The sequence below is a fragment of the Rhodococcus sp. NPDC054953 genome (assembly GCF_053609225.1).
Genome location: NZ_JBSGXD010000011.1, coordinates 48,934 through 62,159, shown reverse-complemented (window position 1 = coordinate 62,159; position 13,226 = coordinate 48,934). Strand labels below are relative to the sequence as shown.

Here is a 13,226-nt window from a genome sequence, read left to right as displayed (position 1 = left end):
TCCCGCCGAAGCCGGGATCCGTAGTGCGGCTAGGCGTTCCGCATGTAGGCGCGCATCGTGATCGGAGCGAAGACCGCGACGATGACCGCGGCGCCGACCAGCGCCCACACCAGGTCGATCCCGACCGGGCCGCCGGACAGCAGCTCGCGGACCGCGGTGACGATGTGCGAGACCGGGTTCAGTGACACGAACGTCTGCATCCAGCCGGGCATGGTGTCGGCGGGAACGAACGCGTTCGACATGAACGTCAGCGGGAACAGCACCAGCATCGAGATGCCCTGCACGCTCGATGCCTTGCTCATCAGCACCCCCATCAGCGCGAAGATCCAGCTGATTGCGAAGGCGCACACCATCACCAGCAGCACCGCGGCAACGACACCGACGATCCCGCCGCCGGGGCGGAAGCCCATCGCGTAGCCCATCGCGAAGGTGATGGTCGACGCGATCGCGTACCGCACCATGTCGGACAGCAGCGCGCCAGCGAGCGGTGCGATCCGGGCGATCGGCAGCGAAGTGAAGCGGTCGAACACCCCCTTATCCATGTCCTCGCGCAGCTGGGTTCCGGTGACGATCGACGCGGTGATCACCGTCTGTACCAGGATGCCGGGGATGATGATCGGCAGGTAGGAGGCGATGTCGCCGGCGATGGCGCCGCCGAAGATGTAGGTGAACATCACCGTGAAGATGATCGGCTGGACCACCACGTCGAACAGCTGCTCGGGGTTGTGCTTGACCTTGATCAGGCCGCGGTGGGCCATGGTCAGGGACTGGGCGACGGTGTCGCGGAGCCCGACGGTGCGGGCGGCGGGTAGCGGCGGGGCGGTGGTGGCCGGAGTGGCGAGGGTGGTCGTCATGCTGCGCTCCTGTCGGTGTCGGTGTCGGTGTCGGCGTCGGCGTCGGCGTCGGCGTCGTGTCCGGTGATGGCGAGGAAGACCTCGTCGAGGCTGGGCTTGCTCACCGTGATCTCGTCGACGCCGATCCCGTTGTCGCGCAATCGGATCAGCAGTTCCGGTGTGATCGAGGTGTCGGCGAGCGGTGCGGTCAGCCGCGCGGCCTCCGGGCTGACGACGACCTCCACGCCCAACGCGCCTGCAAGCAGGGCGCGGGTGGCCTCGATGTCGGCGCGGTCGACCAGGCTCAGCTGCAGCGACGACGTCCCGACCGACGCCTTCAGCTCGTCCGCGGTCCCGTCGGCGATCACCCGGCCGTGGTCGATCACCGCGATCCGATCCGCCAGCTGGTCGGCCTCGTCGAGGTACTGCGTGGTCAGTAGCACCGTCGACCCCTCGGCGACGAGCCGCCGGATGGTGTCCCACATCTGGGCGCGGGTGCGCGGGTCGAGGCCGGTGGTCGGTTCGTCGAGGAACAGCAGCGGCGGGCGTGAGATGAGGCTGGCGGCGAGGTCGAGGCGTCGCCGCATGCCGCCGGAGAAGTACTTGAGCGCCTTGCTCGCGGCGTCGGTGAGCGCGAACTCCTCGAGCAGTTCGGCGGTCTTGCGTTTGGCGTCCGCGCGGCTCAGCCCGAGGAGTCGGGAGAAGATCATCAGGTTCTCGGTCGCGGTCAGGTCCTCGTCGACCGACGCGTACTGCCCGGTGACGCCGATCAGCGACCGCACCGCGGTCGGTGCCGCGGTGACGTCGTGCCCGAAGACGGCCGCGCGGCCCGCGTCGGGTCGCAGCAGCGTCGCGAGCATCCGGATGGTGGTGGTCTTGCCCGCGCCGTTGGGGCCGAGCACACCGTAGACGGTGCCGGTGGGGACGGTCAGGCTGACGCCGTCCACGGCCGTGTGGGTGCCGAAGCGCTTGACGAGTCCGTCCGCCTCAATGGCGGGGGGAGTCGAGTGTGTCATGCGGGGTGTCCTTTCGGATCGAGTGCTGACGCCACTGTCCGCGTCCCCGCTTGCACGACCCTTGCACCGCACTTGCATGCCCTCCGCAAGCGATGAACGGGGGTTCATGCGCTGGCCCGCGGGCGGAAACGACGCATGAACCCCCGTTCAACCCTTGGGGGTGAACCGGGCGGTGAGCGCGCGGCGGTCGACCTTGCCGGGGCCGCGCAGCGGCAGCGCCGCCAGCAGGTGCACCTCGCGGGGCGCCGCGGTGCCGTCCAGGGTGCGAACCAGATGCTCCCGCAGGGACTCTGGCGTCGGGGCGGTGCCCGCGACCGGGACGACCGCCGCCGCGACCCGCTGCCCCAGGCGGGTGTCGGGGAGGGCGAACACCGCGACCTCGGCGACCTCCGGGTGGGTCGCCAGCGCCGCCTCGACCACCTGCGGGACGATCGTGAGCCCGCCGGTGGAGATCGCCTCGTCGAGCCTGCCGAGGATCCGCAGTGTCCCGTCCACGACAACACCCGCATCGTCGGTGCGGAACCAGCCGGGCTCGGCGAACGCCGGGTGGGTCGGCAGGCGCCGATACCCGGACGCGAGCATCGGGCCGCCGAGCAGCACCCGCGCATCGGTGTCGATCCGCACCAGCACCCCGTCAAGGGGGGCGCCGTCGTATACGCAGCCGCCGCAGGTCTCGCTCATCCCGTAGGTGCGGACCACGGTGATCCCCGCCGCCTCCGCCCGGGCCAGCAGCGGTGCCGGGGTCGCGGCGCCGCCGAGCAGGACGGCGTCCAGGTCGGCGAGGGCCGCCGTCGCCTCGGGGTCGCCGAGCGCCTTGACCAGCTGGGTCGGGACCAGCGAGGTGTACCGCCGCGGCCCGTGCAGCGCGGCAACCGCCGCGGGCAGCGTCGCGGGGTCGAAACCGTGAGAGACGTCGACGACCACCGGCTCGGTGCCCGCCAGCAGCCCGCGCAGCAGCACCTGCAGGCCCGCGATGTGATGGGCGGGCAGCGTCAACAGCCACGCACCCGGCCCGCCGAGCCGGTCGTGGGTGGCGGCGCCGCTGGCGTGCAGCGCCGCTGGCGACAGTTGCGCGCCCTTCGGGACGCCGGTGCTCCCGGACGTCGCCACCACCAGCGCGACGCCGTCGTCGATCGGCTCCCCCGGAGCCAACGCGTCGGACAGTCGGGCGATTTCGCGGTCGTCACCGGCGGGGACGGGCAGCAGCGCCGGGCCGTCGCCTGCGAGCGCCCGATCGAGCACCGGAAGCAGGTCGAGCACCGCCGATCCGGCCGGGACGGGCAGGGACTGCAGGACGGGACTCACCCGCCCCATGCTGCCCTAGGCCCGCTCGGACGGGCCCTCGAGGGGCCAGCCGCCCGCCGTCAGGTGCGCGGTGACGCGGGCGATGTCGGGCTCGAGCGGCATCTCGTCGGTGACCTTCGTGATCAGGACCCCGATGTCGACGCGGTCGATGGTGTCCTGGCCCTGCAGCAGCAGGGCATCGGTGACGGTGCGTACCTCGTCATCGGACAGGCGCCGCCGCAGCAGCGCGATCAGCGGTACGTAGTCCTGCTCGGGCACACCGTTCGGGTACCCGGCCCGCAGCCAGCCGATGATCGAGGCCAGGAACGGTGGACGGCTCACGGGATACCCCCTTTCGTCAGGTGTCCTCGGACGTGGCATCCGCCAGCGGCCAGCCGGCCGCGACCAGCACGGCCGCGACCCGGGTGATGTCCTCGGCGGAGGGCTCGGTCGCGGTGACCTGTTCGATCAGGTCACCGATCTCGGCGCGGGTGATCGTCGGATCCTGCGCCCGCCCGGCCTCCTCGGCGAGCGCGACGGCGACGTCCTTGATCTGTTCGCTGGACATCTGTCGGTACAGCAGCGCGACGAGCGGGATCCGGTCCTTCGGCGGAACGCCCTCCGGGTACCCGGCGCGCAGCCACTTCACGACCGACAGCGGGAACGTTGCTTTCGTGGTGGTCACACACCCTGCCTCTCGACGTGACGGCCCGACCGGGTGGTCGGCGCCAGGAGCGACGCTAGAACAGTTCGACGCCGAAGGTGTGATCGAGGAAGTCGGCCATGATGAACAGGATGCCGGTGACGATCGCGATCACCACGACCGCGAAGCACACGGCAGCGGCGGCGACCATCAGCGGTCTGCGCGTCGCTGCGTCGCCGCCGTCGGCGACCGGCGCGGCGTTGCCGGATCCGAGCAGCCGCAGTCCGAACGCGAACAGCGCGGGCAGCCCTGCGCCGAGCAGCAGGCCGACCAGGATCACCTGCCACAGCGATTCGGCGGTCTTCGTCAACAGGTCCATCGGTGTTCTCCGTCCGTCAGGCCGACACGTTGTCGGCGGGCTCGGCGCGGGTGGCCTGCGGGGTGGCCGGCTTCGCGGTCGGCGGGGCGGGGATGTCCTTGACGACGGCGGCGTCGAGGTCGGCTAGGAGGGCGTCCGCGGTGGCGGGCAGGGCCGGCGCGGCCTCCGGCTCGAGCTTGCCGGTCCACTCGGCGTTGACGTTGCTGTGGTCGACGGGCTGGCGCCGCGACCGCAGGTACATCAGCGCGGACAGCGCGAGCAGCAGCGCGAACACGACGAGCACGCCGGGCAGCCCGCCGATCAGGTGCGCGATGCCCCAGCAGAGGGCGCCGGCGAGGGCGGCGGACGGCAGGGTGATCAGCCAGGCGACGCCCATCCGGGCCGCGACCCCCCAGCGGACCTCTGCACCCCGGCGGCCGACGCCCGAGCCCATGATCGATCCGGTCGCGACGTGCGTCGTCGACAGCGGAAGGCCGAGGTGGCTCGAGGTCAGGATGATCGCCGCTGACGACGCCTCGGCGGCCATGCCCTGCGGGGCGGCGATCTCGACCAGGCCCTTGCCGAGGGTGCGGATCACCCGCCAGCCGCCGAGGTAGGTGCCGAGCGCGATCGCGACCGCGCAGCTGAACTTGACCCAGAACGGCATCGGGGTGTCGGCGGTGATGGTGCCGTGTGCGACCAGCGCAAGGAAGATCACGCCCATCGTCTTCTGGGCGTCGTTGGTGCCGTGTGCGAGGGAGACCAGGGAGGCCGAGCCGACCTGCCCGAGCCGGAACCCCCGCTCCTTCGTGCCCTCGTCCACCCCGTGGGTGATCCGGTAGATCAGCCAGGTGCCGCACACCGCGACCAGGCCGGCGACGACCGGGGCAAGCAGGGCGGGCACGATCACCTTGCTCAGCACCCCGGCCCACTCGACACCGTTCACCCCGATGCCGGCGATGGCGGCGCCGATGAGGCCGCCGAACAGTGCGTGCGAGGAACTCGACGGGATGCCGAACAGCCAGGTCAGCAGGTTCCAGAGGATGCCGCCGACCAGCCCGGCGAACACGATGATCAGCAGATCCTCACCGCCGGTCGAGCTGAGATTGACCACGCCCTTGGCGACGGTGGCGGCGACCTCGACCGAGAGGAACGCGCCGACCAGGTTCAGGGTTGCGGACAGCGCCACCGCGACTTTTGGTCGGAGTGCCCCGGTCGCGATGGAGGTGGCCATCGCGTTCCCGGTGTCGTGGAAGCCGTTGGTGAAGTCGAACCCGAGGGCGGTGACGACCACGACGAGAAGAACGATGAGTTCCGCGTTCACAAGCCTTCATCCTCCGTTACGAGGGCGTAAAAGTCGAGTTCACGAGGGGCTGCTCGCGGGTGCCGTTCGGCACAGTCGCTGCGCCCCGCTGCCTGCCCGTTTACCGGCGCGGACGGGTCCGATCCGGAACCGCAGCGCGATGGCCCCGGTCACACGAAGCGCGGCGATGTGGCGGAACTCACGGTCCGGTCCCACTCACCGGGAATGGGCGGTTGCGGGGGGTGGCGCCTGGCTACCGTCCCCGCATCGAGTGACGCAGAACACGTTTTCTGCGCCTTGTGCATCTCGACCGCGTTCCAAGAACGGAGACACCGATCGTGAAACCCCGCACGTCCGCGAAACTCGTCGCGGCTCTCGCCCTGTCGGCCGCATTGGTGTCGGCCTGCGCCACCGAACGCGGCGGCGACGTCGGCATCCCGACCTCGGGCGGAAGTGGCGACGCGCAGGCCGCGTCCAACTCCGACACCCAGTTCGGGACCCTCGACTCCCCGTGCGGGGACGGCGACGCCTCGGGCGCCACCGATCAGGGTGTCACTGACACCGAGATCAAGATCGGGTACGGCGACGACCGCGGCTACGCGCAGAGCCCCGGCCTGAACAAGGAAATGTCCGACGCCGTCTCCGCGATGATCGACTGGTGCAACGAGCAGGGCGGCATCAACGGCCGCACCATCGTCGGCACCGACTACGACGCCGCGATGACGAACGCGAATACGGTCATGCAGGAGGCCTGCCGGTCCGAGTTCATGATGGTCGGCCACGGCTTCGCGATGGACCAGACGGCCGAGCAGACCCGGGTCGCCTGCAACATGGCGGCGGTCCCCGGCTTCACCGTCTCCCCGGACGCCGCGAACGGCCCGATGACCTACCAGGGCGTGCCGTTCCCGGTCGACTACGCCAACGGGTCGGGGCTGTTCCAGGTCGCCGAGCTGAACCCCGAGCTCAAGGACGGGCTCGACCTGGTCGGCTCCACCATGCCGACGATCATCTCCTCGCTGGGCAAGGTCCGCTCGATCGCCGAGGCCGCCGGCTACACGCCGAAGGACTGCGGCGTCACCCTGAACTACCAGGGGGAGCCGAGCTACGTTCCGTTCGCCGAGAAGTACAAGCAGTGCGGCGTCGAGGCGCTGTGGACCTCCCGCTCGCCGGTCCCGAACGAGTTCAACTTCTTCAAGGCGCTCGACCAGGTGGGCCTGGACGCGCAGATCGTCGGCGAGGCCACCTGGTATGGCACCGCGGCCAAGCAGTTCAACGCGGACAGCGGCATCCTCGACGGGCTGAAGGCGGGCATGACCTTCCAGATGCTGGAAAACGCCGACGAGTCGCCCGCCGTGCGCAAGTACGTCGAGCTGGTTGAGGCGGAGGGCGGCAAGACCGCGCTGCTCGGCATGCAGGCCGCGTCCTCGTTCCTGCTGTGGGCGACCGCCGCCGACGAGTGCGGATCCGACCTGACCCGGCAGTGCATGATCACCGAGCTCTCCCAGGTGCATGACTGGGATGCAGGCGGACTGCACGCCGCCACCGATCCGGGCAAGAACATGCCCTCCGAGTGCGGGCTGCTGGTCGAGCTGAACGGCGACACCTACACGCAGGCGTTCCCGGCGGAGAAGGGCGAGTTCGCGTGCGACTCCGCCTACCTGGTCAAGACGGATCCCTCCACCTGGGGCACCGAACTCGGCCCGGACCGGATCTCCACCAAGTACCTCGGACCGAACGTGATCACGCCGCAGGTCTGACCGGACCGGTCAGCACACACGGATTCGCAACGGGGGCGGTGCGGCGCTAGGGCGCACCGCCCCCGGACTCGACCAAGGGTTCTCACATGGACACTTTCGTGACGTTCACGATCCTGGGCCTCGTGCTCGGCTCCGTGTACGCGATCGCCGCCTCCGGGCTGGTGCTCACCTACAACACCTCCGGCATCTTCAACTTCGCGCACGGCGCGCAGGCGATGCTCGGCGCCTTCCTCTACTGGCAGTTCAGCGTCGGCTGGGGACTGCCGACGCCGCTGGCGCTGCTGATCGTCCTCGGCATCTTCGGCCCGCTGATGGGGCTCGGCCTGTACTTCCTGATCATGCGGGGCCTGCGGGACACCGCCGAGGTGACCAAGATCGTGGTCACCGTCTCGATCATGCTCGGGATGCTGTTCCTGTCCCAGTGGTTCTGGCATGCGGAGGAACCGCGCACCCTGCCGATGTTCTTCGGCGATGACAGTAAGTTCGCGTTCCTCGGCGCCACCGTGCACGTGCACGAGCTGCTCTGCCTGATCGCCGCCGTCGCGATCGCGGTCGGGCTGCGCCTGCTGTTCACTCGCACCCGGATGGGCGCGACGATGCGGGGCGTAGTCGACGACCCCGACCTGCTGCGACTGAGCGGTCACAACCCGGAACGGATCGCCGGGTTCTCCTGGGCACTGAGCTCGATGCTCGCCGTCCTCGCCGGCATCCTGATCACGCCGATCAGCGGCGGCACCCTCGAGGCGAACCTGCTGACGCTGCTGGTGATCGACGCCTTCGCCGCCGCGATGTTCGGCAGGCTGCGCAGCATCCCGCGCACCTTCGTCGGCGCCGTCGTGCTCGGCCTTGCCGGCACCTACCTGCTCGGGTACGCGCCGTCCACCTGGACGTGGACATCGAATCTGCGGGTCTCGCTGCCGATGATCGCGCTGTTCGTGGTGCTGATCGTGCTGCCGCAGGACCGGCTCCGGGGCGCCGCCGTGCGGACCCGCGAGCGCTACCACGTCCCGTCGGTACGCAAGGCGATCGGCTGGGCCATCGCCCTGATCGCCATCGTCTTCCTGATCCGGCAGCTGATGGTCGAGTCCGCGGTGACCACCCTGACCATCGGGGTCTGCTTCGCGATCATCGCGCTGTCGCTGACCGTGCTCACCGGGTATGCGGGGGAGATGAACCTGGCCCCGCTCTCGTTCGGTGCGATCGCCACGATCGTCGTCTACCACTTCGGCATCACCGGATCGGGCCTTGCGCAACGCCTCACGATCGTCGGCGTGATCCTCGGCGTGATCGTCGCGGCGCTCGTCGGCGGCCTGGTCGCGCTGCCCGCGCTGCGCCTGCGGGGGCTGTATCTGGCCTTGGCGACCATGGCGTTCGGGGTGTTCCTATCGAACATGGTGCTGCGGGACACCACCGAGCACGAGCTGTTCGGGGTGAAGTTCTCGATCTTCACCGGCGGCAACCTGGTGATCCCTCCGCTGCAGATCGGTCCCCTCGACCTGGCGAACCCGACCGCCTTCCTGATGACCGCCACTGTCGTCTTCGCGGTGCTCGGTGTCGGCGTCGTCGCGCTGCGCAACAGCGGCTACGGCCGCAGGCTGACGGCGATGAAGGACAGCCCGGCCGCGTCGGCGATGCTCGGCCAGAGCCTGGTCCGGCTCAAGCTCAGCGTGTTCGTGATCGCGGCGGGCATCGCGGGCCTCGGCGGCATCCTGATGTCGTCGGCGATGGGCTCGGTCTCCGGCGAGACGTTCACGATCATCATCAGCCTGACCTTGCTGATGCTCACCGTCGTCGCGGGCATCGGCTACGTCAGCGGCGCCTTCTTCGGCGGGGTGATGGCCGGGGTCGGCTTCTCGGTCATCATGGTCTCGTTCAACAACCTGGCGAAGGCCCAGCCCGACCTTGAGGGCCTCTACCTGCTGCTCGGCAACCTCGCCGCGGTCAGCCCGGCGCTGATCGGTATCGGTGTCGGCCACAACCCGTCCGGCAGCGTGCATCAGGTGGTCGAGGGCTACCGCAAGCTGCGGAACGCCAAGCCGGTCCTGGTCGGGGGTGCCGCGGTCGTCGCGGTCGCCTACCTGCTCGCGTTGACCGGGGTCCTGGACAACTGGTGGTTCGCCACGATCACCATCGTCACCGTGTTCGCGTTGCCGGTGGTCGGGGAGATGGTCATGCCGACCGAGGTGCTCGGGGCGGAGGAGGCCGCCCGCAGGCGTCCGCTCGACCCGGAGCGGATCGGGATCGACGAGCCGTACGGACCCGAGGCCACCGCCCTGGTGGACCGGGAGCTGGGGCTGCCCGCCCCGGCCCTGCCCGCCGGAACCGTGCCCGCCGCCACCGCAGTCCCCGCCCCCGTCGACGAGGAGCCGGCGGCAACCGCAGGCTCCGAACCCGAGAAGGAGTTGACGACCAATGCCGTCTCCTGAAGCGACCCCCAGCACCCCGTCCGGGTCGACGCCGCTCCTCGAAACACGGGGCGTCACCGTCCGATTCGGCGGCCACGTCGCCGTCAACGATGTCAGCCTCGCCGTGCACGCCGGCGCCGTCACCGGCCTGATCGGCCCCAACGGCGCGGGCAAGACGACCCTGTTCAACACCGTCACCGGGTTGCAGAAGCCGACCTCGGGGCGGGTGCTGATCGACGGGCGGGACGTCACCGGTAAGCCCCCGTACAAGCGGGCGCGGCTCGGGCTGGCCCGCACCTTCCAGCGGCTGGAGCTGTTCCTGTCGCTGTCGGTGCGGGACAACCTGCGGGTGGCCGGTGACATCCACGGCACCGGCAGCAGGCGGCGGCGGGACCTCGCCGCCGAGACCGACCGGCTGCTCGAACTGACCGGGCTGACCGACGTCGCCGACCAGGATGTCTCGGACATCCCCACCGGACGGGCCAGGGTCGTCGAGGTGGCGCGGGCGTTGATGACCGAACCGCGGGTGCTGCTCCTCGACGAGCCCGCGTCCGGGCAGACCGAGCAGGAGACCGAGGACTTCGCGGAGCTGCTGCTGCGGCTCGCGGGGGAGGGGCTCGGCATCTGCCTCGTCGAGCACGACCTGCCGCTGGTGATGCGGGTGTGCTCCCGGATCCACGTGCTCGACTACGGATCCCTGATCGCGTCCGGGACACCCACCGAGATCCAAAACGACCCCGCGGTCATCGCGGCCTACATCGGAACGGAGGAGGTGGCATGACCGCGCCTGCCATCGGGGCCGACCCGTCCACCCCCGGGCAGCCGGCGCCGCTGCTCGAATTGTCCGGGGTGCGCGCCGGGTACGGGGCGATCGAGGTGCTGCACGGGGTCGACCTGCAACTGCACCCCGGTGCCGTGGTCGCGCTGCTCGGCCCGAACGGCGGCGGCAAGACCTCGACCCTGAAGATCTGCTCCGGCATCCTCCCGGTGACGGACGGGGAGTTCCGGCTCGCTGGCCGCTGCGTCAACGGCGTCGACGCGGCCGCCCTGGCCCGGCTCGGGATCTGCACGATCCCGGAGGGCAGGGGCATCTTCGCCAACTTGACCGTCCGCGAGAACCTCTGGGTCGCCACCGGGACCGGTGCCGCACTGAAGGATCTCGAAGCGGTCGCGTACGAACGGTTCCCGATTCTCGGGAAGCGCCGGGGTCAGCTCGCCGGATCGATGTCCGGCGGCGAACAGCAGATGCTCGCGCTCTCCCGCGCCCTTGGCACCGCCCCGACCGTGCTGCTGCTCGACGAGCTCTCGATGGGACTCGCGCCCCGCGTCGTCAGCGAGATGTACGACATCGTCGGTGGGCTCGCGGCGGAGGGGCTGTCGATCCTCGTCGCCGAGCAGTTCGCTCGCGCGGTCCTGCCGATCGCCACCTCGGCGGCGCTGATGCTGCAGGGCCGGGTGGTCCGGACCGGGAACCCCACCGACATCGACCGTGAACTTTCGACCAGCTACCTAGGAGGGTGACGATGACCGCACTTGCCGATGAACGTCGCGACCAGTTCAAGAAGGATGTATCCGAGTTGAAGTTGAAGACCGGCAATTCCGGTGCAGGGGACGGCAAGGCCCGCATCGCGGGCCTGGTGCTGATGGTGGTCGGCGCGGCGGCGGCGTTCATCGTCTACATTGCCTCGCTCACCCTCGACGACCTGCGCAACATCGCGTCGTATCAGATCCTGGCGACGGCGCTGCTCGCCGTCACCGTGATCGGCGCGGCCCTGTACCTCGCGGGCGCCGTCTCCCGGGTGCTGCGGCTGTGGCTGCTGCGGCAGCTGATGGAGAGTCAGGCGCAGTCCGACCGGATCGCCGAGGCCCTGACGCGCTGACGCGCCGGTGCGTGATTTTCACCCCGATCGGGGGGAAAATCACGCACAGTCGGCGGAGCCGCAGGTCAGCGGGGGATGCGGCGGCTAGCGACCAGCGCACCTGCGGTGATCAGCGCGGCGAGAGCGAACGCAACCTGCAGCGCCTCCAACCGGGCGTCGGCGTTGACGGCGACGATCTCGTCGGTCGTCTGCGCCGGCACCCCCGCGTCGGCGAGCGACGACCGGAGTTGGGTGTCTGACAGGAACGGCACCCCGGCCGCGAGGTCGGTGCTCGCCCGCTGCTGCACCGACACCGGGACCGCCGGGTTCGTCTCGATCCCCGCGACCACCGACGAGCTCAGCGTCGCGATCAGCACCGACCCGATCAGCGCGGTGCCCAGCGACGCCCCGAGATTCGTTGCCGTGTTCTGCAGGCCACCGACCTCCGGCGACTTCTCGTCCGGGACCGCGGACACCGTCACCGCCCCCAGCTGCGACGACAACGCACCCAACCCGAGACCCATCAGCAGCATCGGAACCGCGACCACCGCCGCGTTCGCGCCGGGATCCATGCCAGCGGCGAGGATCACAATGCCCGCCAGCATCGAGACGAGGCCGAGCCGGACCACCCGCCGCGGCGATGCCTGCGGCCACACCTTCGGGATCCCGGCCGCGGCGATCAGCAGTGCCACCGACAACGGCAGCAGCCGCACCCCGGTTGCCAGCGCGTTCAGTTCGAGGACCACCGACAGGAACAGTGGCACCGCGAAGAACACGCCTGCCTGAATCATGAACTGGGCCAGGAACATCGTCAGCCCGCCCGACAGTTGACGGTTGCGGAGCAACGTCACGTCCAACAACGGTTGCCTGCCGGTCGCCGTCAGCCGCGACTGCCACTGCAGGAACAGCCCGATCACCAGCAGGCCGGCGAGGATCAGCCAGAACACCGGCGACAGGCCGACGACCTCGGGGCCGCCGGGACGCGCCAACACCCACCCCCATTCGCTCGACCGCAGCACGCCGAACACCAGCATGCCCAGGCCAGCGATCGACAGCGCCGAGCCGACCAGATCCAGCTTCACCCGCTGCGGCGGGACGTCGGCGATCCGGCGCAGCACCAGCAGGATCGCCACCACGATCACCGCCTCGCCCGCGAACACGTACCGCCAGGACGCGAACGTCGTCACCGCCCCGCCGACCAACGGCCCCGCCGCGACCGCCATCGCGCCTGCCGCGGCGATCAGGCCGTACGCCGTTGTCCGCCGCTCCGGCGGGAAGTTCGCCGCAACCAACGCGACGATCGCGGGCATGATCAGCGCCGCACCGACCCCCTCCAGGAACGACCACCCGAGTAACAGCACGGTCAGATTCGGGGCCAGCGCCGTCGTGGTCGACCCCACCGCGTACACGATCAGCCCGATCCCGAATGCCCGACGCCTGCCCAGGATCGTCCCGACCTTGCCGCCGGTGATCATCAGCGTCGCCATCACCAGCGTGTACAGGGTGATGGCCGTCTGGATCCCGGTGATCGTGGTGCCGAGGTCGGCCGCCACCGTCGCCATCGACACGTTCATCACCGAACTGTCCAGCGTCATCAGGAACTGGCCTGCCCCAAGGACGGCCAGCACCAGCGCCGACCCCCGGGTCGTGCCTCCCGCACCGCCAGCAGTCATTGGACCCACCTCGCCGCTCCCGACCCGACGATTGTCCTCCGGACGGCGGCACCGCGCAGGGCGGAACGCGGGATCTCATCCGGCGAGGGTGATCC

General features: G+C 70.1%; 13 protein-coding genes. 5 read left to right on the top strand and 8 right to left on the bottom strand.

The features are described 5' to 3' along the window. Positions 1-29: 29 nt before the first annotated feature. The 7 genes from ACWF62_RS10205 to ACWF62_RS10175 all read right to left on the bottom strand — a co-directional run bounded on the left by ACWF62_RS10205 (position 30) and on the right by ACWF62_RS10175 (position 5,458). Positions 30-854 (bottom strand): ABC transporter permease, encoded by an 825-nt coding sequence (locus ACWF62_RS10205; protein WP_452629978.1) that lies wholly within the window; start codon positions 852-854, stop codon positions 30-32. Next, the gene (locus ACWF62_RS10200; RefSeq protein WP_452629977.1) at positions 851-1,849 is read right to left on the bottom strand and encodes an ATP-binding cassette domain-containing protein; all 999 of its coding nucleotides are present in this window, start codon (positions 1,847-1,849) and stop codon (positions 851-853) included. The genes ACWF62_RS10205 and ACWF62_RS10200 overlap by 4 nt, the downstream gene beginning before the upstream one ends. Before the next feature lie 147 nt (positions 1,850-1,996). Continuing rightward, the gene (gene menE, locus ACWF62_RS10195; RefSeq protein ID WP_378508217.1) at positions 1,997-3,154 is read right to left on the bottom strand and encodes an o-succinylbenzoate--CoA ligase; all 1,158 of its coding nucleotides are present in this window, start codon (positions 3,152-3,154) and stop codon (positions 1,997-1,999) included. A gap of 15 nt (positions 3,155-3,169) precedes the next feature. Next, positions 3,170-3,475, bottom strand: coding sequence for a DUF3349 domain-containing protein (locus ACWF62_RS10190; protein ID WP_378508216.1), 306 nt, complete (start codon positions 3,473-3,475; stop codon positions 3,170-3,172). Between the two features lie 16 nt (positions 3,476-3,491). After that, positions 3,492-3,818 carry a DUF3349 domain-containing protein gene (locus ACWF62_RS10185; protein ID WP_378508215.1) on the bottom strand — a complete coding sequence of 109 codons (327 nt, stop codon included), beginning with the start codon at positions 3,816-3,818 and terminating at the stop codon, positions 3,492-3,494. Positions 3,819-3,873: 55 nt separating this feature from the next. Further along, on the bottom strand, positions 3,874-4,155 hold the full coding sequence (locus ACWF62_RS10180) for a hypothetical protein (protein ID WP_378508214.1): 282 nt from the start codon (positions 4,153-4,155) through the stop codon (positions 3,874-3,876). A gap of 16 nt (positions 4,156-4,171) precedes the next feature. Then, positions 4,172-5,458: an inorganic phosphate transporter gene (locus tag ACWF62_RS10175; protein WP_378508213.1), complete on the bottom strand. Its 1,287-nt coding sequence runs from the start codon at positions 5,456-5,458 to the stop codon at positions 4,172-4,174. 317 nt (positions 5,459-5,775) lie between these two features. On the opposite strand from ACWF62_RS10175, the gene ACWF62_RS10170 reads away from it, so the two are divergent. The 5 genes from ACWF62_RS10170 to ACWF62_RS10150 all read left to right on the top strand — a co-directional run bounded on the left by ACWF62_RS10170 (position 5,776) and on the right by ACWF62_RS10150 (position 11,479). Further along, positions 5,776-7,194 carry an ABC transporter substrate-binding protein gene (locus ACWF62_RS10170; RefSeq protein WP_378508212.1) on the top strand — a complete coding sequence of 473 codons (1,419 nt, stop codon included), beginning with the start codon at positions 5,776-5,778 and terminating at the stop codon, positions 7,192-7,194. A gap of 86 nt (positions 7,195-7,280) precedes the next feature. After that, positions 7,281-9,620 (top strand): ABC transporter permease, encoded by a 2,340-nt coding sequence (locus ACWF62_RS10165; RefSeq protein WP_452629975.1) that lies wholly within the window; start codon positions 7,281-7,283, stop codon positions 9,618-9,620. Next, a complete protein-coding gene (locus ACWF62_RS10160; protein ID WP_378508210.1) occupies positions 9,607-10,380 on the top strand; it encodes an ABC transporter ATP-binding protein in 774 nt (257 codons plus the stop codon). The genes ACWF62_RS10165 and ACWF62_RS10160 overlap by 14 nt, the downstream gene beginning before the upstream one ends. Continuing rightward, on the top strand, positions 10,377-11,120 hold the full coding sequence (locus ACWF62_RS10155) for an ABC transporter ATP-binding protein (protein ID WP_452629973.1): 744 nt from the start codon (positions 10,377-10,379) through the stop codon (positions 11,118-11,120). Before ACWF62_RS10160 ends, ACWF62_RS10155 begins: the two co-directional genes overlap by 4 nt. A 2-nt stretch (positions 11,121-11,122) precedes the next feature. Continuing rightward, positions 11,123-11,479 carry a hypothetical protein gene (locus ACWF62_RS10150; RefSeq protein WP_378508208.1) on the top strand — a complete coding sequence of 119 codons (357 nt, stop codon included), beginning with the start codon at positions 11,123-11,125 and terminating at the stop codon, positions 11,477-11,479. 65 nt (positions 11,480-11,544) lie between these two features. Here ACWF62_RS10150 and ACWF62_RS10145 read toward each other — a convergent pair whose 3' ends face one another. Beyond that, positions 11,545-13,131, bottom strand: a complete 1,587-nt coding sequence (locus ACWF62_RS10145) for an MFS transporter (RefSeq protein ID WP_452629971.1) — start codon at positions 13,129-13,131, stop codon at positions 11,545-11,547. Between the last annotated feature and the right edge of the window lie 95 nt (positions 13,132-13,226).